This window comes from Sulfobacillus harzensis (assembly GCF_012933365.1).
Lineage (GTDB): Bacteria > Bacillota > Sulfobacillia > Sulfobacillales > Sulfobacillaceae > Sulfobacillus_B > Sulfobacillus_B harzensis.
In genome coordinates this window covers 41,091-65,441 of record NZ_JABBVZ010000014.1, presented here as the reverse complement: position 1 = coordinate 65,441, position 24,351 = coordinate 41,091, and the positions used below count along the sequence as shown (strand labels likewise).

General features: G+C 56.6%; 23 protein-coding genes and 3 riboswitches. Of the genes, 17 read left to right on the top strand and 6 right to left on the bottom strand.

The annotated features are described in order from the left end of the window. Positions 1-278: 278 nt before the first annotated feature. The 16 genes from HIJ39_RS06255 (at position 279) to HIJ39_RS06180 (ending at position 15,836) form a co-directional block, all read left to right on the top strand. Positions 279-1,523, top strand: a complete 1,245-nt coding sequence (locus tag HIJ39_RS06255) for a carboxylate--amine ligase (protein ID WP_169097828.1) — start codon at positions 279-281, stop codon at positions 1,521-1,523. A gap of 13 nt (positions 1,524-1,536) precedes the next feature. After that, positions 1,537-2,772 (top strand): glycosyltransferase family 4 protein, encoded by a 1,236-nt coding sequence (locus HIJ39_RS06250; RefSeq protein ID WP_169097826.1) that lies wholly within the window; start codon positions 1,537-1,539, stop codon positions 2,770-2,772. Positions 2,773-2,918: 146 nt separating this feature from the next. Next, the gene (locus tag HIJ39_RS06245; protein WP_169097824.1) at positions 2,919-3,839 is read left to right on the top strand and encodes a hypothetical protein; all 921 of its coding nucleotides are present in this window, start codon (positions 2,919-2,921) and stop codon (positions 3,837-3,839) included. A 314-nt stretch (positions 3,840-4,153) separates the two neighbouring features. Beyond that, positions 4,154-4,951, top strand: a complete 798-nt coding sequence (locus HIJ39_RS06240) for a peptidoglycan-binding domain-containing protein (protein WP_169097822.1) — start codon at positions 4,154-4,156, stop codon at positions 4,949-4,951. Between the two features lie 352 nt (positions 4,952-5,303). Beyond that, positions 5,304-5,780: a GNAT family N-acetyltransferase gene (locus HIJ39_RS06235; RefSeq protein ID WP_169097820.1), complete on the top strand. Its 477-nt coding sequence runs from the start codon at positions 5,304-5,306 to the stop codon at positions 5,778-5,780. 109 nt (positions 5,781-5,889) lie between these two features. After that, positions 5,890-6,060 (top strand): hypothetical protein, encoded by a 171-nt coding sequence (locus HIJ39_RS06230; RefSeq protein ID WP_169097818.1) that lies wholly within the window; start codon positions 5,890-5,892, stop codon positions 6,058-6,060. Between the two features lie 460 nt (positions 6,061-6,520). Beyond that, positions 6,521-6,886 carry a DUF190 domain-containing protein gene (locus HIJ39_RS06225; protein WP_169097816.1) on the top strand — a complete coding sequence of 122 codons (366 nt, stop codon included), beginning with the start codon at positions 6,521-6,523 and terminating at the stop codon, positions 6,884-6,886. A 62-nt stretch (positions 6,887-6,948) separates the two neighbouring features. Continuing rightward, a riboswitch (Fluoride riboswitch) is annotated at positions 6,949-7,027 on the top strand. Continuing rightward, a complete protein-coding gene (crcB, locus tag HIJ39_RS06220; RefSeq protein ID WP_169097813.1) occupies positions 7,011-7,472 on the top strand; it encodes a fluoride efflux transporter CrcB in 462 nt (153 codons plus the stop codon). Its footprint overlaps the riboswitch before it by 17 nt. After that, on the top strand, positions 7,469-7,903 hold the full coding sequence (crcB, locus tag HIJ39_RS06215; protein ID WP_169097811.1) for a fluoride efflux transporter CrcB: 435 nt from the start codon (positions 7,469-7,471) through the stop codon (positions 7,901-7,903). Before crcB (HIJ39_RS06220) ends, crcB (HIJ39_RS06215) begins: the two co-directional genes overlap by 4 nt. After that, positions 7,903-8,250 (top strand): DUF190 domain-containing protein, encoded by a 348-nt coding sequence (locus HIJ39_RS06210; protein WP_338055100.1) that lies wholly within the window; start codon positions 7,903-7,905, stop codon positions 8,248-8,250. The genes crcB (HIJ39_RS06215) and HIJ39_RS06210 overlap by 1 nt, the downstream gene beginning before the upstream one ends. A 56-nt stretch (positions 8,251-8,306) precedes the next feature. Then, positions 8,307-8,370: riboswitch (Fluoride riboswitch) on the top strand. 219 nt (positions 8,371-8,589) lie between these two features. Further along, positions 8,590-8,670, top strand: a riboswitch (Fluoride riboswitch). A gap of 60 nt (positions 8,671-8,730) precedes the next feature. After that, positions 8,731-9,669 carry a respiratory chain complex I subunit 1 family protein gene (locus HIJ39_RS06205; RefSeq protein ID WP_338055099.1) on the top strand — a complete coding sequence of 313 codons (939 nt, stop codon included), beginning with the start codon at positions 8,731-8,733 and terminating at the stop codon, positions 9,667-9,669. 19 nt (positions 9,670-9,688) lie between these two features. Then, the gene (locus HIJ39_RS06200) at positions 9,689-10,318 is read left to right on the top strand and encodes a hypothetical protein (RefSeq protein WP_169097807.1); all 630 of its coding nucleotides are present in this window, start codon (positions 9,689-9,691) and stop codon (positions 10,316-10,318) included. Further along, positions 10,315-11,760 (top strand): proton-conducting transporter transmembrane domain-containing protein, encoded by a 1,446-nt coding sequence (locus HIJ39_RS06195; RefSeq protein ID WP_169097805.1) that lies wholly within the window; start codon positions 10,315-10,317, stop codon positions 11,758-11,760. Before HIJ39_RS06200 ends, HIJ39_RS06195 begins: the two co-directional genes overlap by 4 nt. A 20-nt stretch (positions 11,761-11,780) precedes the next feature. Next, the gene (locus HIJ39_RS06190; RefSeq protein WP_169097803.1) at positions 11,781-13,211 is read left to right on the top strand and encodes a hydrogenase large subunit; all 1,431 of its coding nucleotides are present in this window, start codon (positions 11,781-11,783) and stop codon (positions 13,209-13,211) included. A gap of 19 nt (positions 13,212-13,230) precedes the next feature. After that, entirely contained in the window at positions 13,231-13,794 is a 564-nt protein-coding gene (locus HIJ39_RS06185) for an NADH-quinone oxidoreductase subunit B family protein (protein ID WP_169097801.1), read from the top strand. Further along, the gene (locus tag HIJ39_RS06180) at positions 13,791-15,836 is read left to right on the top strand and encodes a proton-conducting transporter transmembrane domain-containing protein (protein WP_169097799.1); all 2,046 of its coding nucleotides are present in this window, start codon (positions 13,791-13,793) and stop codon (positions 15,834-15,836) included. The genes HIJ39_RS06185 and HIJ39_RS06180 overlap by 4 nt, the downstream gene beginning before the upstream one ends. Positions 15,837-16,403: 567 nt before the next feature. On the opposite strand, the gene HIJ39_RS06175 is transcribed toward HIJ39_RS06180, so the two are convergent. From HIJ39_RS06175 to HIJ39_RS06155, 5 genes are all read right to left on the bottom strand, one after another. Further along, positions 16,404-17,516 (bottom strand): hypothetical protein, encoded by a 1,113-nt coding sequence (locus HIJ39_RS06175; protein ID WP_169097797.1) that lies wholly within the window; start codon positions 17,514-17,516, stop codon positions 16,404-16,406. 712 nt (positions 17,517-18,228) lie between these two features. Next, on the bottom strand, positions 18,229-19,368 hold the full coding sequence (locus HIJ39_RS06170) for an NHL repeat-containing protein (RefSeq protein WP_169097795.1): 1,140 nt from the start codon (positions 19,366-19,368) through the stop codon (positions 18,229-18,231). An 82-nt stretch (positions 19,369-19,450) separates the two neighbouring features. Continuing rightward, positions 19,451-20,014 (bottom strand): DUF2231 domain-containing protein, encoded by a 564-nt coding sequence (locus HIJ39_RS06165; protein ID WP_338055098.1) that lies wholly within the window; start codon positions 20,012-20,014, stop codon positions 19,451-19,453. 167 nt (positions 20,015-20,181) lie between these two features. Further along, a complete protein-coding gene (locus HIJ39_RS06160; RefSeq protein ID WP_169097793.1) occupies positions 20,182-20,424 on the bottom strand; it encodes a hypothetical protein in 243 nt (80 codons plus the stop codon). Positions 20,425-20,572: 148 nt separating this feature from the next. After that, the gene (locus tag HIJ39_RS06155; RefSeq protein WP_169097791.1) at positions 20,573-21,313 is read right to left on the bottom strand and encodes a hypothetical protein; all 741 of its coding nucleotides are present in this window, start codon (positions 21,311-21,313) and stop codon (positions 20,573-20,575) included. Between the two features lie 765 nt (positions 21,314-22,078). Between HIJ39_RS06155 and HIJ39_RS06150 the strand changes: the two genes are divergently transcribed. Continuing rightward, positions 22,079-23,248: an SCO family protein gene (locus HIJ39_RS06150; RefSeq protein WP_169097789.1), complete on the top strand. Its 1,170-nt coding sequence runs from the start codon at positions 22,079-22,081 to the stop codon at positions 23,246-23,248. Positions 23,249-23,415: 167 nt separating this feature from the next. On the opposite strand, the gene HIJ39_RS06145 is transcribed toward HIJ39_RS06150, so the two are convergent. Beyond that, complete coding sequence (locus tag HIJ39_RS06145; RefSeq protein WP_169097787.1) at positions 23,416-24,252, bottom strand: sulfite exporter TauE/SafE family protein; 837 nt, start codon at positions 24,250-24,252, stop codon at positions 23,416-23,418. Positions 24,253-24,351 lie beyond the last annotated feature (99 nt).

Genomic DNA, 24,351 nt, shown 5'->3' with positions numbered 1-24,351 from the left:
TAGGAGGTCGAGGCAAAAGCCCAAGGCAAATGGCGTAATTGTATGGAATCAAAATCTACGAAGCCTGGGACAACCTCGACTTTTAAGCCCAACTACTTCGTCGATATTAGCGATACCATCGGGGATAAGCTTGAAGCCGCACGGCATTATCATGAGGAAATGCGGCCGTTTCCCCACCCCCGCTCTTATGAGGGGCTTACCTACTTGGCACGGGTCCGCGGGATGACCGTCGGGCTTCCTTATGCGGAAGCTTTTGAGATGATTAGGAGAGTGTGGAAATGATTCAAAGACCGCGAAATCCGTCACGCTACGAGCATCCTGCAGTTGTGTTGGATTTAAGTGCGAATGGCCTGGGCGTGGTTCGTAGCCTGGCGCATCACGGCATCCCCATATACGCCTTTGATGCGCCACCAAAAGACCAACTGGGGAAAACCCGGTTGGCCCGCTCGGGTACTTGCCCCCACCCGGTGCAAGAGGAGTCGCGGTTATTGCAGTTTTTAGAGGATCTAGGCAAGACGTTTGAAAAGCAGGCTGTGTTATACCTGGGATCGGACGACTACTTGTACTTCGCCTCAAAAAACCGGTCGCGGTTGGCCCAATACTACCGATTCCTGCTGCCGGATCATGAGCTCATCGAAGCGGTTCTGGACAAAAGATTGACTCACGAGCTTGCTCGCAGCCATGGTATGGTTTGCCCCCAAACCTTTGTCATTGAGACCGAAGCACAGCTCGATGACATCATTCCGCAATTGGCCTTTCCCTGCATCTTGAAGCCGGCCTTTTCGAGCGACTACCGTAAGCGATTAAACCGCAAGGCCATTGTGATGAGAAATGCCAACCAGCTCCGCCGGGACTACCCCTATTACCGGAAGTACGGCCAGCTACTCGTGCAGGAACTGATCCCAGGTGATGAGACATGCCTGGTTGGCGTCGGCACTCTGTTTGATGACAGCATGGAGTTAGTTGGTGTGTTCAGCGGGCGAAAGCTGCATCAATATCCCCCCTACTTCGGGACAGGATCTATTGCCATCAGCCGGCGAGACGAAGAAGCCATCGAAATGACGATGGGGCTCTTCCAAGCGTTAAACCTGAAAGGTCTGGCCAAGGTCGAGTACAAGCGGGATCCGCGCGATGGCGCGCTTAAGTTCATCGAAATCAACGCTCGGACCTGGTTTTGGCATGGGTTGGCGACGCGTTGCGGAGTCGATTTGAGTCTTCTTTATTATCAATTACTGACAGGCCAGGTCCCGGAACCGGCAACGACCCAAGTTGACGGGGTCAAATGGGTATATTTTGTCCGAGATTTTATCGCCTCGACTGAGCAATGGCGCGATGGCAACCTGCCGGTTTCAGCGTGGCTTAAGAACATGGCAGGACCCAAAGAATATGCGTTGTTCGTGTGGCGCGATCCGATGCCGGCACTCCGCTATGCGATTTGGCATTTCCGCCACGGATGGTCGCCTCGGGTGGGATCTCAGGACAATCCCCTCGCTTTAGAGTCGATTCAGCCACCGATGCGTTGAGAGGGGGATACCCATGGATTACCAGCCTTATCCGCATCTGATCCAGGCCTTGGATCGGCACTACGGATATCAAATGGCGGACCGAGCTTCCGGGAAGTTGCGCGTCCTGTTGACCACATTCTGGCCATATCCTCAACCGGGCGGACTATCCCGCTATATTGGTAGCCTGAAGCGAGGACTGGAGGGGTTTGGTCATCATGTGGATATCCAGGATTACCATGCGCCTCGCAATGCAACCCAAAAGTTTAGAGGTTCCATCGAACGAGATTTGATTCGGCGCTACTTCATCCGGAGGTATGGCGAGGCGAACGCGAAAGGTATAAGCGTATGCCAAAAACTCCGCGCCTATGAGCTTCAACTTCGAGAAAGGCTTAGTTCAACCCGATATGATGTATTCCATGCCCAAGATCGGTTTACGGCCAACGTTCTAGGGCAAGTGAGCCTCGATTACCCGGCTCCCATTTTCTACACCCCGCATCAACTAGGCATTAATCGAAGCTTGCGGCTGGGAGAGATTAAGGAAGGCACGGTGGAGGCGGCTTTTTATCGGGCGATCGATAGGGGGGCTATACGATCAGCGTCCCGCATCATCACGTTATGCGACGTCTTTCACGGACCGCTAACCGGATTAGGGGCCTCGCCAGAGAAATTGGAAACGGTTTATACGGGAATTGATTTTCCAGTGCCGCAGAAGACGCGCAATCCTTCTGGAAGAGTCCTGATAACAAGTGTCTCTCGCATTACCCGGAGAAAGGGCCACAAGTACCTCCTCCTAGCCCTGGCCATGATTAAGGATTATCTGGACAACGTGGATGTCTTGATCGTTGGTGACGGGGAGGCCCGAAAAGACATCGAGCGGCTGGCCCGACACCTCGACTTGCGGAATGTGATTTTTGGGGGATATAGAGAGGACGTTGCTGACATCCTCAGTGGATCGGACATTTTTGTTCACCCCACCACCAGTGACATGCTGCCGATTTGCATTATCGAAGCGATGTTCGCCAGCCAAGCCATCGTAACGACCAACGTCAACGGCATTCCGGAAATCATCTCCGATGGAGAGACGGGGTTCATCGTCGAGCCAGGTAGCGTCCAGCCATTGGCGGAGAAATTACTCTTGCTGGTCCAAGACGCCACCTTACGCAAATCCCTCGGTACCAACGCCCGGATGTTCGCAGAAGCGCACCTGCGGGCGGATCGAATGGCCAGGAAAATTGTGAGCATCTATTATTCGGCTTTAGAGACGTAGCGACGAATGCCCTACCCAAAAACACGGCCATCGTTCAAGTCGTTTGGGTTTAAGGACTTTGACCGGATCGATAGCCGTTTTCGGCAGGGGACTTTCGTCAGAGGCACCGCCGCTGTTAAAACGCGATTTTCTGTGGAGGAATTGTCGTGGCCGACACCGCAACATACCAAGCGACCGCCTGGTTTGACCGAGTCGAAGCTTCTCCGTCGGAGTGGGAGATTTTGTGGTCGGAACAACCGCACAAAAATGGATGCCCAGCATACTGCCGCACTCAGCCCGCACAAAAAGCCTGGGTCAAACCGCGGCGACTGGACGTCCTGGTGCCGGCTCGCGAGAAAATTGGTGCGGACTTGGCCCATTTGCTGAGATTGCCGGTGGCCTCGGTATTGCTGTGCCAGGCCACCATGCCGGATGGGTCAACCCAACCCGTGGCGCTGTCCAAATATTCGTTGTCCACGAACCACTTAAGCTGGTTCCGCCTTCAACAGCATGGCGTGGAGCCCCGCGTCATCGCCGAGGTCATCGACTACTTTGTTCGTGACATGATAATCACTGCGGGAATATGGGTATTCGATACCTGGCTTCAAAACCGTGACCGCACCGAACGCAACATTATGGTTGGATACACTGAAGGACGATTGGAGCATGTGTATTTCTACGACTTTGATTACAGCATGCGATGGACAGGACTTTCAGACAACTGGACCCGGGTTTCCATACACCAAACGGTAAGTCACGTGTTTAATCGGGTCAGATGGGAACATTGCCTGCCCTATCTGGAAAAAATCGAAGCTTTGCCAGACGCCCGCATCGCGGAGATTGTGGACCGTATTCCCCATGATTATCTGCCGAACGAGGGCAAAGATCTGTATAAAACCGCTCTCTTGCATCGCCGTCAGTACCTCCGGACGGTCTTTTATGAGCTTTTCATACGGTTGGATCAAAGGATGCCAAGCGCGGGCCACGTGTGGTACCCCGATTGGCAGGCGTTTAAGCGCGGCATTATCCCAACAATGCCACAACATCCTACCGAAGCGGACAGAGCCCAAACGCCCGCCACAGAGTGAGACGGATCCAAAGGAGTTTTGACCTGCTTATGGACTAGTTCCGACATCCGAATCCACACGGCGGATTTGAGTCAGGGCGTCGCGGTTGCCCTCAGGAAACGAATAGGTGGTTTGACTACCGCCTCCATTTCTTCGCCACCCACTCGTCGTGCCGACCTTTCAGATGGAGGGAGAGCTTTGGACAGTCTCTGGCCGCGAACCCCTACAGCTCTGTCGCAAGTTCCTGGCACATCCCCATGCTAAAGAGAATGGCAGGAATAGGAACCCATGGATCCTTTTGAGCATATGGTGCGACAGAAAAGGGGGAGTACGTTATGGCTGAATTTGAAGATGGTCTACACTATCATTCCTGGGGAAGCCGGATTCTTTACCTGCAATCCCCGCATATTCGGGGAACCGATGTCAAGGTGTTTCAAACACTGTTCAATCTCTTCCTCGACCATTCAGCACCGCCAGAAGGCCCAATGGGAAGCCCTATTGTTGTCGACGGCATCTTCGGTCCACAGACGAGTCATGCCGTACACGAGTGGCAAGAGTACTTCGGCTTGCCCAATGATGGCGTGATCGGACCCATCACCGCAGCTACGCTTGGTCAATACAACAGCGCGTACGGCGGCCCGCGCTTTGGCAGCCGTCCTATCGACCACTTGGGTGAATTTGGCGGAGATGTGGTGGTCCTGCAAAACCGACTCAATTGCTACCACTACTGGGCGAAGGTCGGCGAGCCCGCTGACGGCTATTTCGGCCACAAGACGCGGGATGCTGTGAAACACTTCCAACATGACATGAACGCGCTGGGCATCGACAGGGGGGTGCCGGTCGACGGCCGCGTTCACGGGGAAACCTTCGACGCTCTCTGGGCCTACACCTACTTGGGAGGACGCGGTCTTTTCGAGGGGCGGAACGGCATTGACACATTGTGGCTCCAGCATTTCTTGAAGTCACGTGGATTCTACAGCGGGGCACTCCATGGCTACTTCGGCAGCGAAGTCCGGCATGCCGTCCGCCATTTTCAGCAGTCGGTTGGCATCACCCCGGATGGGGTTGTCGGGCCCGTGACCATGTTCCATATCGGCAAGGTGTTCAACAAGCCGGCGTCTTTCTGGCCCTAGAGACCGCTAACAGCGCTGGTGGATCGGGACCGGGGCTTTAAACACAACGTTCGCGCGTGCGCAAATCGCCCCGGCCTCGACATCGGTGATGAATTGTTTCCTCGTTAAAACATGTTCAAAGGCATTCATAACGCGTGGAATACAGGGAGAGCGCCCATGGCGGACAAGCAACGGCCACGTCCGCCCCTTCGCTTTTCCTGGCCCAACGGCACGCTCACCGCCTTTTGAATGGCGATGGTCTATTGCCAATCCCTTGATTGAGAAAGAATAGCTCCCATATGGTATTGTCAAGACAAACGCTAAACGCTCAAGGGCCATGGCTCTGATGGGTCTAAGACAGGAGCGATTCCCGATGGTTGAGGTAACGGTGCGGCAAGCCGTGTTAAGGGATGCACCCAGTATCTGTCGTGTTCACCAAAGTTCGGTTCGTGTGCTGTGCCAAGGGGATTATACCCCTCAGCAGATTGAAGCCTGGATCGGAGCCTGCATGCCTCAAGACTACCGGGATTCGATGGCGGACGGGGAGCACCTCTGGGTGGCGGAAGCCGACGGTCAGGTGGTGGGATTTGCTGGGCGCCGGGGCGAGGAGATTACGGCCGTCTATGTTGATCCACATTATGCACATCAACGAATTTGGCAACGACTGTTGCAGGTTGTCGAACGGTCTTTTCTTGCGGACGGTACACCGCGCGCGTGGTTGGACGCGTCGCTGACAGCCGTTTCGTTCTATGCCCATCAGGGATACCAATCGAGTGAAACGCGGATGCACCGATTGCGGTCCGGCATGGAAATCGAATGCGTCAGGATGGAAAAGCCGCTGATTGGCTAGCACAGCGGGAGAAGCGGCGCCGTGAAAAGGCTCGGCTTATGAGTCTGAAGGTCATCGGTGATCAGGTGGGTTGCCAATGAAATTCGCCACGCGGAGGGAGCGCAGGCCAATGCGGTATGCGGTTCGGCCGTATCAGAGCGGCGACTTACCGTTCTTGTGGGAGATGCTGTACCAATCCATCTTTGTTCCCGATAGTGCGGTCGCCAAATCCCTCCGAGCACGGGGGAGAGACACCGAGATGCCGCCATGGTTGCCCTTGATGAACATGGGATGCGTCTAGGCGCCAGGTGGATGCTATGTGGCGAAGAAAGGCCATGGTTGGGGCTATGTCGACGATACAATCCCGAATTGGGCATGGCATCCGTTCGGACTATCGTGGATGGGGGATTGGGGGACACCTCTAGAGAACCATGGCGACCCATGCCCAACAGGCAGGGTTTGCGGCGCTGTCATTAAGCGTTGATCCGGAAACTTGATCGCCTTAAAGTTATACCAAAAGAATGGATGCCAATTCGTCTTCGAGGAGCGTGGACACTGAAGCAACCTATTCGGCGGACGCTTAATTTGCGCGGGCGTGACGACCAGATTAAACCCGGACGTGCGGTTCCGATTCCGGACCATAGCGAGTGAGGCCTCGCGGCAGGCGATAATCCGAGTCGGGCGCTCTCATTTTAGTATTGATGGGTCTCCTAAGGGAAAGATGGAGGGAAGGGCTGTTCGACGAAGGAGGAATGGATCGCATGTCGCCGAAAATTACAGGCCAAGCTTATCGACTGCGGATTTACGTAGGGGAATCGGCTCATTACCATCACCAGCCGTTGTATCATGCGATTGTTTTAGAAGCGCGAAAGAGGGGGCTCGCCGGAGCGACCGTGATGCGCGCCATGGAAGGATACGGACCCTCCAACCGGATTCACACGGCAAATTTGCTTGATTTGTCTTCGGACCTGCCGATTGTGATCGAAATCATTGATTCCGAAGAATACCTTACCCAATTCATGACCGTGCTTGACGACATGGTTCCTGGCGGTTTGGTGACCTTGGACCCGGTCAATGTGGTGCAATATGGCAAGGTTCGGCGCAACATGGCGGAAGGCATTAGTTGAGGTTGAAGGTTGCCATGTGGCGACGGTTGCTGCGTTGACAGGCATCGGCAACTTCTACTATGCTGTTCGACGGTAATGGAGGTCTACCGCTCCCAGTCAATGGGGAAACCGCTCACAGCAGCTGATGACTCCTGCACTTTCGGTCGCTCGTGTCGTTCGAATCGTGGGGAGCTATCAGTTTGTTTTTTGCATCAATTCCAGCGAAGAGGTGAGTGACCTGTTCCTCAATCTTGGGGTGGTATTTGTCGGCGGGGGTCTAGGGGCTGTCGCTCGATTTCTTCTCGGATTTGTCGTAAACCAAAAAAATATGGGGCGATTCCCCTTGGGCACGATGGTGGTCAATCTTGTGGGTACCGTCATTATTGGCGTCCTGGTTGAGGCGACCAAGAGTCTGGATCCCCGCGTGTTGCTCTTTGCAGACGTGGGTTTCACCGGAGCCTTCACCACATTCTCCAGCTTTACATACGAAACATTAATGTTGCTGGAGCAAGGACTCTATCGTGAAGCATTGTTAAACCCCTTGTTAAGCATCGTGTTTGGATTCTTCGGGGTGTCTGCCGGCATGTTGATTGGATCCGTCGTATGAACAATTTGCTGTGGATTGCATTGGGCGGCGGCTTAGGAGCCATGGCGCGATATGGGCTGTCGGGAATTCTTCCATCCACGCTCATCCCGTACAGTATCTTTGGGATTAACATTAGCGGGAGCTTTCTTATTGGCATTGTGATGACGCTAGCGATGGAATATGGCTGGCTTGGGGAACGTGGCCGGCTTTTCATTGCGGTGGGGGTGCTTGGCGGATATACCACCTTTTCCACCTACATGCTGGGCGTTCACCAGCTGCTAACACAAGGAGCGCCGCTGGCGGGGATTGGCTATGCGCTGGGGAGTTTGATCTTAGGCATGGCCGCTTGCTGGGCGGGAGTGATTGGTACCCGCATTTTAGTGCAGGCGCGACTGAATGCGGCCGGAAATACTGACGTCGAGGAAATCGACACCACGGAAGGGGAGTCGTAGTGGCATTCCATCCTGTGAAGGCGAGCCGCTTGCGGGTTTACATTGGAGAATCGAGTCGCCATGGCCAGTCGCTTTATCATGCAATCGTGGTGAAGGCGCGGCAAATGGGGTTGGCCGGCGCAACAGTTGTGCGTGGGGTGGAAGGCTATGGGCACTCAAGCCGGATCCACTCTGCCAATCTCTTGACGTTGTCGGGAGACCTGCCGCTCGTCATCGAAATTATTGACCGAGCTGAACGGGTGGACAAGTTTGCTGCGACTGTCGCCGATATGCTTGACCATGGCCTCATCACTGTTGATACCGTGGAGGTTCGGCATTTTGGCCGATCTGAAAACTTGCCGGAATAATTGCGAAAGGACTTTCCCTGGCGACTTTCTAAGGTTAATATAAGGGTAATCGCAATAATGGTCGTGGAGATGAAGCTCTCCTCACAACTGCCGAGATCGGCTGATGGCTTCTATGTGAAGTCGTCAGCCTTTTTTGCTGGAATGGAGGGATGTTCGAATGGCAGCGCCCAGTATGGTTCTTCGGGGGTGTAAAGCCGGGCCTTTTCCATGATCTTCATTGCGATCGGGTGGACACTGGTAGACGGGACGGCCAACGATACTGCCGCGTTTGGGATTGAGGCAGCGTTACGATGGCAGATCCGACGAAATGGCATGCTATACTCAAGATATCGATAAGTATTGAGAATAGGCGATGGATTCCGCCGCGGATACCGATGGTATCCGAAACCACCCCCCGGGGTTGATGACTCCTGACACGAGATGACGGGAGTACGCGCTACAGCTCTCGACATCGAGATTCGGCGTCGGAGGTGGTTGTGTGTGAATCTTTACGTTGCCCAAGGCTGTCAAGTGCTCTTCGTGTTAGGATTTGCCCCCCTTCTTAAAGGCGTCATGGAGCGGTATCGCGCACGGTTGGCGGCGCGCCACGGTCCGCCGATATGGCAGCCTTACCGCGATTTGTGGAAATGGCTTCATAAAGAGACGGTGCGCAGCCATCATAGCAGTGCCGTGTCTGAATGGGCGCCGGTGGTGTATTTTATCGCCCCCATTCTGGTCACCATGCTCATTCCCGTGCTCACCAGCTTCCCGCTACCCTTCGCGTGGATGGGCGATATGTTGGGTGGGGGAATGGTGCTGGCAGGCGGAGGGTTGGCGTTGCTGTTCGCGGCACTCGATAGCGGCAGCGTGTATCCAGCCCTCGGTGTCAGCCGCATTCGACTCATTGCCACCTTTACCGAACCCCTCTCTCTCTTACTGGTGTTTGTGGCGGCCTCGGCGGCCAAAGCGACGATTCCCTTTGTGGTGAATCAGACTTTCGCGTCCCGTTTATGGTTCGCCAGCCCGGCTCACCTCCTGATTGTGGTGGGATGGTTTCTGCTCTTAATTGCGGAAGCCGGCCGCATTCCCATCGACAATCCGTCCACCTCCCAAGAGCTGTCCATGATCGATCCGTCGCGCACATTCGAATCCAGCGGTCCGGACCTTGCGCTCTACGAATGGGGCGGATGGATGAAATTCCTCGTTTTAAGCGTAATTCTGTCCAATGTGTTGGCAACGCCCTGGGGCTTAGCCACATCTCCGGCCGTGGGTGCTGTCGTCCTGGCTGCCCTGGCTGTCGCGCTGAAAGTGACGGTCCTGGGGTTGGTATTGGTCAGTATCGAGGCCGGCTTTGCCAAGTTGCGGCTCATCCGCAACGTGGACTTTCTCATGGCGGCCATTGTCATCGCCGCCCTTGGTGGGTTGGTATCAAACCTATAGACGAAAGGGGAAAACCGGCATGTCCACGTGGCTCTTGCTGGCGGTGACATTGCTATGGATGACCGCGGTAGCCATGATGATCGTCAAAACACCGCACACCATGGCAGTGATGTATCGAATTCAAGCGGTGGCGGAGGCCGGTGTGGCGTCCCTATTAGCCATCTTCGGCCATCGGCCGGCATTCTGGTCCGTTGCAGCTCTCATTATTGTGCTGAAGATTTTTGTTATCCCCGGCGTGATGAATCGCTGGTTAAAATCGATGCGCCGGGCGTACGGAACTCATGGTCCTGCCGGGATGAGCGCCCTATTAATGTTGGCGCTCCTACTGAGCGCCGGAGGCATAGTGGTGGGGCGCTTGGGGCTGCCATATCCCTTGCCGATGGGATTGGTGCTGGCCGCCATGCTGGTGACGTTCGTGCAACTCTCAGGCCGATATGAGGTGTGGAGCCTTCTCTGGGGCATCTTGAGCCTGGAAACGGTGATGGATGTCGGTGCGCTCACGTGGGGAACCAGCATCCCCGCGATCGGAGAAGTGGGCATCGACGTGACCGGGTTGGCCTTGGCCCTCGTGCTGGCCTATGTGGCAGCCGAAGTCCGGCGGGTTAAGCATTCTCTAGATGTCCGCGATCTCGAGGAGCTGATCGGATGATGACGGATGCATTGTGGATTATCCCCCTAGGGCTTGCTGTCATTGGGTTGGGGTATTGGATTGTGCCAGTCAATCGCCTGGGGTGGGTGAGCGGGATCGCAGGGGCTTTTCTTCTCTTTTGGCTGGCAGCATTGCCGCTGCGCTTGTGGCAGGGAACCGGTCCCTTGGCGACGTGGTTTTTCGTGATCGTGGCGATCTTGTCAATCTTTGGGATTTGGTACTCGGGCCCCTACATTACGCGCGAGGCGAAAGAGCATCACTGGGCGGCCAGACGCGTTAAAGGGTATTATCTCTTCTTTATGCTCTTCATCGGGTCCCTCGCCGCGTTGGCCATTTGGACAAACTTCATCTTTCTATGGATGGCGATTGAAGGAGCGACGTTAACGAGCACGGTGCTGACCGCGCATCCAGCCAGTCGCGGGGCGGTTGAAGCCGCATGGAAATACATTGTTGTGACAGAGTTGGGCGGTCTGGTTGCGCTTCTGGGAACCATTTTGTCATTGACGGCCGTGGGCAGCCCGCTATTCGCATGGTCTTTCGTGCCCGCGCATCAGACCTTGTCTGGAGTACACCAGCACTGGGCGCTCATCGGAGCCTATATGGCCTTGGTGGGCTATGGCACGAAGGCGGGATTGGCTCCCTTTCACACCTGGCTTCCCGATGCCCACAGCGAAGCGCCGGCACCGGTTTCGGCTTTGTTGTCCGGATTAAAACTGGCGGGGGCGATGTTCATCGTGTACCGATTGTTCCACGTGCTCGCCTTGAGTCTTCCGTCTGCCTATCTGCAAGACGCTCTGATCTTGCTGGGCTTGCTGTCATTGGTCATTGCCGCCGGTTCGTTGACGTTCCAGCGCGATCTCAAGCGCCTGTGGGCATACTCCAGCATTGAACACATTGGTCTCATCAGTCTTGGGATGGGATTTGGCGGCATCGCGTTGGTGGGAGCGTTTTTGCACATCTGGACGCATGCGGCGAGCAAGACGCTGTTGTTTCACAACGCCGGCACCGTTCGAATTCTGTATCACAGTTCCCATTCAGAGCATGGGGCCCGTGGCATTCTGCATCGCACCCCCTGGACCGGTGCGCTACTGGCACTAGGATCGGCGGCGATCGTCGGGCTTCCGCCGTTTGCCCCGTTTTGGAGTGAGTGGCTTATTCTCGCGGGGGGGCTGCATCAGGTGGGCGACCGTCCGGTCGCAATTGCGGCCGCGGCCCTGGTTGTGCTCATTTTCATCGCCATTGCGCGACGTGTGCCGGGCTGGCTGTTCACCCCGGGGCAGGTTGGCGCCTCGCCAGTCAATACCATTCAGGAACCAATGGGGTTAATTCTACCCAGCGCCGTATTGGGGGTGTTTGTCTTGGCCGGTGGCATCGGATTTCCATTGCTGGTTCACCCCTTATGGCACCATGTGGTGTCGCAGTTGGCGACAGTTCATCTCTAAACAGGGAGGATGATGACGGAATGGAAGTAGGGGACATGGTACAAACCATCCCAACAGCCGCGACGGCTCGGGACTGGATCGATGCATGGCGTGTCGCGCGTGCGCGGGACTTCGACAGCATTGTGCTAACGGCCGACGGCCCCATCCTCGCGACGCTGCTGATGAACCGCAAGACGGGCGCCCTCACGCGGCTGCACTGGGACGCGCGCGAAAGCGACTGGGAGGATGCGTGGCAACCGTCCTGGTCGGGGATTGGGGAGACCGTGACGGCCGAATATCGCTTAGCCCGGGAACGCCCGGAGTTATCGTGGCAATTGCCAGATCATCCCCGCGTCCGCGGCAAGGGCCTCTTTACCTATCCCCTGGGCCCAGTCCGAGCGGATGTCGCTGAATCCCTTCTCTATCGCTTGCATGTGATGGGAGATGAAATTATCCGTTTGACGCTCAAAAATGGATTCAAGGAGCGGCATATCCGAGCCCTGGTTTCAGGACGGACGGTCCAGGAGGCACTGCCCGTGATTTCTCGGTTCACGACCACCTCAAATGTTCACCATACGTTGGCGATGGTCCTGGCGGTCGAGGATGCGTGGGGAATCCAACTTTCGCACCAAGTGCAGACAACCCGGGTCCTGTTGGCGGAACTAGAGCGGGCATACAGTCACTTGGGAGACCTGGCCATGCTAGCCGTCTCGACCGGACTTCCCGTACCCCAAATGGAGTATTTGCACCTGAAAGAGACCGTGCTGAGGCTCAATTTCTCGCTCTTTGGGCATCGATACCTCCGCGCCGCCATTGTTCCCGGCGGTGTCGCTGCTCGAGGGTGGCCCCAAGATGTGGATCCGGTCGCGGCCGCCCGCATTATCTCGGACGTGCTGGATCAAGCGGAGCGCATTGCGATGGGATTGGAGCGCACGTCATCGTTTCTGGACCGGTTGCATGGAGCGGGGCGGGTGCCGCCTGCGGCCATCCAATGGGGAAGACCTGTCGGCCCCGTAGGCCGCGCGGCGGGACTGGAATTAGATGTGCGTCAGGTTCGGCCTTATGCGGCGTATGGCGACTTAGACCTGAACACGCCGATTGAGACGGACGGCGATGCCTACGCGCGCTTTCGCATTCGCGTGGAAGAACTCGGCGAAAGTCTCAGATTGGTGCGGCGGATTTTAGGGGGATGGAATCCCCATGAGCTATCCCCGAACGAGGCGCAGGAGGTCCTTGATGGACCGCCGGTGCAAGCATCGGGAGTCGGGATCGTTGAGGCGCCCCGCGGCCTCTTGGGGTATTGGCTGCGGTTTGACCCGAAAGATGGCCGCATTGCACACGCGGCCATCGCGACGCCCTCCGAGCGCAATTGGGCGGTGGTTCCCGATGCGATGGCGAACGGCAACATTTTACAAGACTTCCCCATTATTGATGCTAGCTTCGCCCTATCCGTTGCGGGATGGGACGGTTAGCCCAGGAGGGGTTCGAGAGATGTACTATTGGCATTGGCTGAAAAATATCGTACGGCGGCCCGAAACTACAGGATTCCCGACCGAGCCCGATGGGATCGCGGCAGCGATGGCGAATTCAGACGCGGTCCAAACGAGTGCTCGCCCCGTGGATGGCTTCCTGCGCCGCGCCTTGGCCATCCGGCACATTGATGCCGGATCGTGCAACGGATGCGAATCGGAGTTGGGGTTGTTGTCCAGCCCGGATTACGACTTGTCCCGCTACGGATTTAGCTTTACGCCTTCGCCCAAGCATGCGGATATTTTGGTGGTAACCGGCGTCATCACGGATGCCATGGTTCAGGTCATCGCGGACGTGTTTGAACAAATGACGGCGCCCAAGCGCGTCGTCGCACTCGGATCATGCGCCATCGACGGATGGGTGTTTCGGGGAGCTCCGGGGGTTCGGGGGGGCCTTGAGGGGATTGTGCCCGTCACGACCACTATCGCCGGATGTCCGCCAAGCCCGGGAGACATTTTGCGCGGGCTCTTGGCTGCGGTTGACGGCGTAGATCCCATAAGCGGCCCCAGGGAGGTACGGCAATGAGCGGTTCCGATTGGATTTTGACATGGACGGTGTATCTTGTTGTGGTGCTTGCCGGTGGTGCCACACTGTGGCGCAGTGGATCACGCGGCGTTCATGTCTGGCTGTCGGTCTCTGGACTGGTGGGATCGCTGGGGCTCTTGGCCATGTCTTTCTTCTTGGTCCCCCAATATGCCCGTCGCATCCCATTGCCGGCGCCATGGCCGGCACTGGTGGCCTCGCCATTGCCGCTGGCAAGGCTGTGGTCCGTGGTGGCCGGGCTGCTGTTCTTCGCAGCCATCCTCTTGACCTTCTCGCGTCGCGATGGTCATCGCATACTGTATGCCCTTTTGCCGCTTTTGTCGGGCGTCGGAGTGTTCTTGTGGAGTGGCGATGGGTTGTTGCTCTTAATCAGTTGGGAATTCATCTCTGCGGTCACCTATTTGGGCTTGGTGACCACCCGACGCTCACGCCCCGTATGGAACGCGGGATGGGCTTTGCTGGCCCTGTCTGAACTTGGCGGCATGATGCTTTTGGTGGCCTTAGTCTGGTTGATGCCCATACATGCCAAATCGTTGCAGGACACGTTGGCGGTGCATCAGCTGAGCGGCGTCCCGGCATCGTTGGGAAATGTGATTATGGTACTTGCGGTGATTGCCTTCGGGGTGAAAGCCGGGCTGTTTCCTGTCATGATCTGGATGCCCATGGCGGAACCGGAGGCTCCTGGAATGGTGGCGGGCATTTTTTCCGGCTTGCTGACGGCACTCGCCTTCAGCGGCATCTTGGCCGTGGAGGCCATGGTTGGGGCGAGTTTGGCATGGGCTGTGGTCTTGGTGGTGCTCGGCGTATTAGGGGCCTTGTCGGGGGCTTTGTATAGTATCGTATCGCGGCATGCCAAACGGGTCTTGGCCTATTCCACGTTGGAAATTCTGGGTTTGGTGTTCACGTCGTTGGGCATTTGGCGAATTGTCTCTTTAACGACACCCCAAAATGTGGCGTCCACCATGGCCCTCGATGCCGCCGTGGTGTTGCTGGTCATGCATGCCGGCGCCAAATTCGTGCTGTTTGCCGCCACGGATTTTACGGGTCGCTGGGGTCAGACGCTCGACCGATTAGGGGGATTGGTCCCCGGGTCCGGATGGGTTGCCTGGTTGGCCTTGCTGGCGACGGCGACCTTGGGAGCGTTTCCCCCTTTGGGTGGATTCGTCGGGGAATGGCTGCTGCTGGAAGGCATCTTGAAGCCCATGCGGGAGGGCACCGGTGCGGCCGCGCATCTCGGTTTGATGGTGGTTGGTGCCGGTCTGGCGTTGACGGTGGCTATCGGTGTGGCCGCCTACCTGCGTTGGTACGGATTTATCTTTTTAGGTGTTCACCGTGGCATAAAACCTGTGAGCGGGGAGCATCCACTGCGGTCCTTCGTCATTGCGTTGGCGATACCACTGGTGTTGGTGGCAGTCGCCGGCCCCGGCGTGCCATGGTTCCTGCCTTGGATTAACCACGCCCTGGTGCCCTATCTCACGTCGCGGAGCCCCGTGGTCGCGCCCACCTTTATCAATCCCCAAAGCGCGGCCCCCTTGGTCCCCATTGGGGCAAACTTAGTCCCAGCACCCGGAGCGCACGGCACCGTGTTCTTCCCCCAGGCGTTCAACGTGGGCAACCCCTATGTTTTGTTCTGGATGGCGATTGCGCTCACCCTGGTGGTGGCCCTGATACGGAAACTATTTCGCCGCGGGACGGGAGTCCGGTTGGTGAGTCCCTGGAATGGGGGAGCGGAACCCTTTGCCGCACGCACCAGTTGGTCGGCGGAAGGCTTTGTTCATCCCTTGAGGCTCGCTTTCGCAAAGTTTTATGGCTTGTCGCGCACCCGCACACACACGGAGGGTGCCCACTTCTATCGCCACACCATTATCAATCGGCTTGAGCAGCAAGTATACGGTCCACTGGTCGCCGTGGGACGTTGGGCTTCGAGCCACATTCGGCGAATCCAATCGGGCCGCTTGAACCAATACGTTACCTATGTTTGGATCTTTGTGGTCATCGGCATCGTTGTGGGCGTGTGGCGCTAGCGGTACAATGGCGCTGCCAAATGGCCTGTTTGATTGACCGCGCTCAACTACTCCGTTTACGGATGATGCATCGGTTTTATCGCCGGACCGATTGGACGACGCCATTTTGGATATCCGGGAAGACAACGACCCCATGGACTGCGGGACTCTCAGCAAGCGCGCTGCTTACTGACGGATGGCATCACTTCAACGGGGACGCACACGCAGGGCGCCCCCGTTCCAGAAAACGTGTTTGAAGTCACAGCACTTAAGTTGTCGGGACCGGAATCTGACGCGTTTCGCAGCTAATTTGCCGTACCGCTTTGCGTCTTGTGGGGCATCTGGCTGAGTGGGAAGTAGCGTTGCTGAATGTCTCGTACCATCCATACGGCGGTTCCAAGGCCACGGTTGGTCTAGAGAATTGATCAGGAAAGGTCATGCTTTGTTCTAAGAGATGGAGTCCAGAGCAGGCTGTCGGCGGGTCAACTGCACAAGGTCGCGGGTGGGCGTACGCCGGCGGTTGCGAACGATAAAGAAGCCCTGGAGTTGACGTCCAGGACTTCCGATTGTTGCCAGAGATGCTTCAGGCTACGTTGCCGACGGCGCATGGGGACCGGGACCCCACTTATGACCGGGGGCGTGCATGCTTCCGGTCACCCAGCGGTCAATCACCGTGTTTAAATGGGATTCCATCTGCGTTGCCCTCGCCGGCGTCAGCTTGCCCGCCGACAGGGCTGACTGAATCTGCGCCGTGGCATCTTTCAGCAAGGTTGCTTCTAATGCCTTGGTGGATGATCCATGCGCGTGGGCGATAGCTGCCAAGCTCTCGCCTTTCTGAAGATCTGTTTTGAGAGTGCTGGGCGAGATGTTGAGCGCCTGGGCTGCGTCCGTGCGGAGGGGCCGCATGAACCCCATGCGGTGCGGGGCCATGAGCCCCCACGGGTGCGCTAGAGGTATCGTCACCAATTTCTTGATTATCGTGGGGAGGTGCGCTTTGAGTCGGGAAGCCTCAACGGATGTCAGCTTGCCCGCCGACACGGCTGACTGAATCTGTGCGGTGGCATCTTTCAGCAAGGTTGCTTCTAATGCCTTGGTGGATGATCCCTGCGCTTGGGCGATGGTCGCCAAGCTCTCGCCTTTCTGAAGATCTGTTTTGAGAGTGCTGGGCGCGATGTTGAGCGCCTGGGCTGCGTCCGTGCAGAGGGGTCGCATGAACCCCAGGCGGTGCGGGGCCATGAGCCCCCACGGGTGCGCCAGAGGTATCGTCACCAATTTCTTGATTATCGTGGGGAGGTGCGCCTTGAGTCGGGAAGCCTCAACGGATGTCAGCTTGCCCGCCGACACGGCCGACTGAATCTGCGCCGTGGCATCTTTCAGCAAGGTTGCTTCTAATGCCTTGGTGGATGATCCCTGCGCTTGGGCGATAGCTGCCAAGCTCTTGCCTTTCTGAAGATCCGTTTTGAGAGTGCTGGGCGCGATGTTGAGCGCCTGGGCTGCGTCCGTTCCGAGCGTTCCCATCAAGCCGTGGTGGCCCTGCCAGTTCGGCGTTGCGGTCGTTCCATGGTTGGCACCGAGAAATGTTCCAGCTGACACCGTGGCACGGGCAGCCGCACTATTGGCGTGGTGCGTCGCGGCCACGGCGGCCATTGAACCGACTCCAGCGAACAAGCCAACAGCAATCCATGAAGCGAACTTGAACATGAGTGTCGCCACCCCTTTGCGATTTTGGGTTACGTCCCAGTGTTAGTAACCCACAGAGGTATTGCCAAACTGTTACCGTGACTGCAAAAGTGGCTGCGGGGCTTAGAGAATGCTCGAGTGGGCGCCCACTTGGCGTCCCTTGGGCTATAAGAACGGATGTCGCGGCCAGAGTGAGCCCACGCGCCCGTGTCCATAGGGCTTTCTTAATACCCGGCGGGTTTTGGAGAAAGTTAACCCAAAGGCATTCATGCAAGTAAGGGGGGTGGTATGCTGTCGTCAAGATTCTCTGTTCGCGTCACAGAAATGTGCATGGGAGGTTCCCGGTGTCAAGGATGAAGGGACGAACCGTTGTGGGCTTGGGACTGGTCGTGTTGCTGCTGACAGGATGCGGTGTGGCGTCTCAGTCTCCGACCACGCGCCTCGCTCCGTCGCGAAGCGTCGAGGCCTCGTCGCATTTGCATTCGCCTTTGTCCATGCAGGCACGCGGAGCACCCGGGGCGTCGCTAGGACTTGCAGGACAATTGTGTTGCTTGATGGGTCGGCTCGTAGCAATACATGGTGAGGGTCAGGCATGGGATCGAAGGCGACTACTTCTCTTAAATCAGGCAAACAAGGGTGCTCATTTCAAGGCTTCTAACACGCGTAAAAAGATTCCAGAGATGCAAGCCACGCACCTCTGGTCGCCAAATAAGCTAGGTTTTAGGCCACGTGTCTAGAGACCATTTCCAGGATAGCTCCACAGATGGCCCCCGATACCGTTTTTACCGCCGGGGGTTACGCCGGCCGGAAGCACGTCCAGCCCATCGGGAATGTTGAGATAGCCCGGGGCGGTACCGGGTACGCCCGTATGCCCATACTGCCAGACGATTTGGTTGGTCTTGGGATTGATGACGATGACCCGATCGTTGTGGTCGTCGTTTAACAGCACCATGCCATTGGAGAGCTTGACAGCCAAAGACGGCTGGTTCAGCTTTCCGGGACCTTGGGTGACGTAATAGGTCCAGAGAACACGGCCGCTGGGGCTCATTTCGACGATCGCTCCGGGATTGGTATAAAACGCGACGATAATGTTCCCGTGCGGGGTAAAGTTGGCGTCTGACGGATAGTAGAACTTCGACGGAAAATGCACCGTATATTGCACCTGATTGTTCCGATTCAAGAGGATGGCGTCATTCCCGTTAATCTGGGTGACCAGCATGCCGCCGTTGGGCGCGGGGAAGTCCCCGTTCGGGGCGGAATAGGTGGTCGGTGGATTGATGGCCATCACGCCTGTTTGCCCATATTGCTTGATGATGCGGTGCGATTTCCGAGAAATGAAGAGAATGCGTTGGTTTTTGATGTCAGCGACCGTAATCTCGTCGCCCTTTGGGGTCTGATAGAGGAAAGCGTCATCCGGAGTGTTTAAATAGCCAGGCTGGCTTCCTGGGACCCCACCATGCCCATAGTTCCAGACAATTTTCCGTGTCTTGAAGTTGAGGATCGAAACGACGTTGTAGCCCTCTTGATTGGTGATGATTTCGTCGAAGTGCGGCCCAAAGAATACGTCGTCGTTGTCATGAAGCTTCGAGGGCTGTCCTGGCTTCGGATATTGCCAAACAATTTTTTTCTGAGGGGTCACTAATAGAATCCGATTGCTCCCGGCATCGGCGATTAAGACATCGCCGGGGAGGATTTTACTAGCCCGGCTCGCGCCCCATGGAATGTTCGCCGCCGCATGGGGCGTCTTGGCGTGGTGATGCGAGTGGGTGGAAGGGGAGGCGGTATGTGATCCCTGCGACCCTCCAATTCCGCAACCGGCAATGCCCGCTGACAGGGCAAGAAGTAGGCCAACAGCGCTAGACGTGTGTTTCATGGGGAGCTCCTTCTGTTAAGTAGTTAGTCAAATGCTCTTTGCTATATCCGTTCGGGCACTGAGCGACGGATCAGGTCCTGAGCTATGGGTGAGCAGACAACGGGGACGGCGTATGATAGAGGAGGCCGTGTACTCCTACGCCGTATTGGTAGACCATGGTGCCGCCCAGCGACGCGGTGAGGGTGATCATCCCCACAGCGGCGACGAGAAAAACCAGCGAAAGCAGGGTGGGCCGCCCATGGCCGGTTCCCGCGAAGCTCCAACCGCCGTCCCTCGACACACGGGGATATCGCGCCCAAAGCCGCACCGCCAATGCCACAATGGTAAACACGCCCGTCAAAACGGCGTAGCCTTGATGACGGCTTAGCAACTGGTTTGTTGTGGGGGTCCAGTGTACATACTGTTCCGAGATGACCCCGGCCGCTGCCGCCACTACGCCAGCAATAAGGCCCAGCACCAAGAGCCAAAAGCTTGCGCGGTCAAAGAAGCGTTCCCGGTCCCGCCAAACAAAACTGAGCAGCGTGGTCAAGAGGCTGCCATACAGCAAAACAATAGGAAAATGAACCAGCATGGGGTGGATTACGGGCGGAAATAAATGGAGCCCGATGCGAATCCAGAGCCCAAGCAGTTGGTTATAGATAGCCACGATTATTGTGTCCTCTCCCGAGACGTAATAGAGGTATCATGGTTTTAACGGATGATAGGGGCGAAATGCAACGAACCCGCGCAGTTGCGCGGGTCGAAAAATGTCGGACGGCAATGGGTCGCGTCGCCTATGCGATGGTTTTTCGCGCATGACTTGCTCCGTCTCTTTTAGGGCAATCCGGACTTGTCCGGCTCGTCGGCTGGGAGCGGAGACTGCCCATGAGCGAGCGATTCATGCCGTTCAATCATCGCTTGATGCTTGTGATAGAGGATCCAAGTGCTGCTGGATGCGGTAGGCTGGCTCGTGCTGGCTGGGAGCGTCGCCGCGTCGCTGGCACCGGTCGCCATAGCCAGTCCGGCAAGAGCCATAGTGGCAGCCGCAAACGTTAAACGAAAAACGTGTCTCTTCACCGTAGGTCTTCCTTCCTCAGCAGGTTTTGCGAGGTAGGATGCCCCTAACGGATTGGCCTATACGTGAGCCGTTCGGGAATTCCCAGTGCGTTGCTAAGAGCGCGGCTAGGCGCCGCCGGCGCGATTCGTGATAACTGCGAGCGCTCCCTTAGTCTCGGGCATTTCGCAACAAGGGTACGGCAATGAAGAGCCCCACGATGGACACTACGACCCCTAAAATGATAGGGCTTGGAATCCCGTGCTGTATCGGCGCATGGAGCCATGGTGTCGATGCGGCCGTTAGGAGGATCGCAGCGATGGCGCCGATAATGAGGGAAATGACAGTGGTGCGCAGACGCTTGACGCGGCCTGATACCGACATTCCGGAGGGTTGGCTCCACTCCTTGCGCAGTGAGCGGGGGACCAATCGAATGTGGGCATACACATGTACGACGATGAGGGGAAGCCACAGCGCGGCGCTACCGGCGTGAATTAAAAACACCAGTCTGTTGTCAGGCGCGCCTTCCAGAGCCAACGCCAATCCACTGAGAAACAGGGTCGCCGTCAGCAGGATGAGAAACGGCGCCAACAGCCGGAGCCAAATATTGGGTGGGCCCTTCTCGACGAACGCCGGCGATTTGGAGTAATAGCTGAAAAATCGATAGCCGACACTGGCCAGCTTCACCACCAAGGGCCCAGCCAAGAGCGTCCCGATGAAAATGTGCACCAAGATAAACTTTCTGAGATCGGCAGTGAATACCAGGTCGATAAGGAAAAGCACCAACAGTACGGCAGCGGCAAGCGCCGTCAGTCGTTCGTTCCTTAGGACAACCAGCCGTTTTCGGTTGATTGCATTAGCTCGTTCTGCACTGATGCCGCGTCGTTCGATGTTCGAGTTCGTCAGTATCACTCCTGAAAAGCCCTACGGCGGTTTGGAATAAGGGACAGGTTTAGTTCGTCGGAAGGTTTAACGATTTTGGCCCGCTATTTATATCAATAGTGGGACTCCGGCAGGCAGTCTCTCGGAGACGGCTGGCGATTGCCGCTTCATCGGCCGGGCATTGGCTTTGAGAAACGGCGCTCCTGCGGGGGCAAGGACCGCCCTATTGGACTGATGGGCCAGTGGGAGGAGAGCGAAGTGCCTGGGCAGGAACGACGCTTCCTGGCAGTATGCGGCACTCGGCGAACGACGAAGCGAACGGGGCATCGCCCCCCTTCTTTGGCGCGAGCCGCCATGGGCTTTAGTTTGGTAGCGGTGGTGACCAATTCATTGTCATGACGCTGGAAACGGCGAAGTCCGTCCGGACCCTTTCTATCCTCGCGTCGGCTGCCCTCAAGAGGCCAGTCCCAATCCGACACTGGATGGTCTTTAACGATGCTGCAGCGACCTTCACCAGCCGCCAATCTTGCCTCCAGGACCGAACCCGATCGCCACCATCCTGTGGGGTGGCGCCATGCTGTTTCATTTCGCTGCCGTGTCTCAGGAAACTCGAGTCCTTGCAAAGTCTGATTTTCCTGCCGTACGATGGTGATCATGTAATATGATCTCGACAAGCGGTCAAAAGGTGAATGGTGGGTATCGTATGGGGTCCACGTCATCGGCTTCGGGGATTGCGTTCTAGCGATTATGCCATGATCATCTATGTATGCCCAACGTGTTCAGAGGGGGTTCTTCATGAAACGTCTATGGTGGGTCCTAATGGTTTCGGTAGGCCTTTTGGCGGCGGGGTGCGGAACCACGCATGCGGCTAAGCCGGGTCAACAATCGGGATATTCCACGGCCCTAGCCCGGGTTCAATCGACGACGGCTGCCAATGTCGACCCGGGTACTTCCATGAATAACCGTCCGGCCCCCAACTTTACGTTAACCGACCAATTCGGAAAGACGGTATCCCTTTCGCAATATCGCGGCAAGGTTGTGGTGCTGGCGTTTGAGGACAGCGAGTGCACTACCATTTGTCCGTTGACCAGCGAAGAAATGGTCATGGCCAAGAATATGCTGGGACCCAAAGCGGCATCGGAAGTGCAGTTGTTAGCGGTGGATGCCAATCCCACCGCCACCTCGGTACAGGATGTCCGGGCCTATTCCCAAGCCCACGGTACTATGAATTCAGTGCTGTTCACTACTGGCAGCAAGCAGCAGCTCTCCAAGGTATGGAAAGCCTATGACATCTACGTGGCTATTCAAAAAGGGGCCATCGATCATACCCCTGGGGTCTATATTATCAACTCGCGGGGTCAGGAGAAGAAGTTGTACCTGACGCAAATGGCGTATGCGGGCATGGGCCAACAAGCGGAAGTTTTGGCCCAAGAAATAGCCCGTAACTTGCCGCATCCCACCAAGACGTCGAAGGCTGTGTTGCATAAGGCGCTGGTTCAGGAGGCCACGGTTCATCAAATCGTGCATGCGTCGTTGCCGAGCGCAACCGGGTCGGGTCGCGTACAGCTAAGTGATGGAAAGCCGCACTTGCTGGTCTTTGTGGCTAGTTGGCTGAGTGAGCTTTCCAATGTGCCACAGCAAATGCGAGCGCTCGACACCTATCAAAGCTATGCCAGGCAACACGGGTTGCCATCGGTTATTGCCGTGGACGAGGCAACCACAGAGCCGTCGCCTAAGGCGTTTCAGCAAGTGCTGGCGCAGACCGGGCATCTGAACTATCCCGTCGCCATCGATACCACCGGAGCCGTGGCCGACAAGATTGGCGTGCAGGATATCACTTGGTATGCCCTGATTAACGGCCAAGGGAAGGTAATTTGGGCGTACGATGGAAGCAACAATTGGTTTCCGATTGCGTCGTTGGAATCTCGGGTGAAAACCATCTTGGCAAAAAAAGGTCAAGGCTAGAGGCCTTGGTCCGTTAACGACAGCGCCTTAGGGGAGAAGGGAAGACTACAGGATCCATCCGAATTCGGCGACCTACGGGGATGGATTTTAAAAAGGCGGGCCGCATTACCAAAACGGCAGTGTGTTCTGCGGCCCGTTTCTCACGCGTCGGTTCCGTGGGGACGGTATCAAAGATGCAATGCCAACGCATTCTTGTAGAGCATATAGATGGCGACCAGAACAATAACTCCTGAAAAAATGTAATTGAGTGCGGCCCGGCGTTGGCTAAGCCGGGTGGCCAGCCGAGTGCCAAGAATGCCGCCGATCGCTCCCCCGGCAATGAACTCCACGAATGCCAACCAATTGATAAGTCCGGCTAGAGAATAGGTCACCGCCGTGGTTAGCCCAAATAGGCCGACAGCTAAGAGAGAGCTGCCGATCGCTTCAATGAAACTTAAGTCCACGGCAAACACCAGTGCGGGGACGATTAAGAAACCGCCTCCAATGCCAAAGAATCCTGACAGCGCACCGACCAGAAATCCCGCCCCAATAACTTTGGGCCACTGCACGCGGGATGCGGGTTGAACCGCCGCCGCCGTGTCGCCAGCTTCTTGGGAGACACGAGAAACCTCCGGGTGCGCCGCCGGCCGTTGACCCCCAGCGCGCCGCAGCATCAATCCGGCAATTACCAGCATTAATATCGCAAACAAAAAGAGCAAGGTTGCGCCGTGCAATCGTTTTCCGAGTTCCGAACCGACGAAGGCACCGACGATGCCGGGTATCGAGAATCCCAATGCGGGCTTCCAACGTACATGACCTTCTCGCGCATGGGTGAAGAGATTGAAAAACGCATTGACTGAGACCGCCAACGCACTCGTGCCAATCACAACATGGGGATTTCGAAGCCGTACCAAATAGAGCAACAGTGGCACCGCTAAAATTGACCCGCCACCGCCCAACAATCCCAGGATGAGCCCGACTATGCCCCCAGAAATCACTGACAAGATTGATTGTTCGACGGACATACGCGCTCCTCCCAACGTAGGCCTAGTATGGGATAATGGGCATCCGCACATGCTCAAGAGAGAAATCGCGGCTTGACATCATATACCCCAACGGGTATC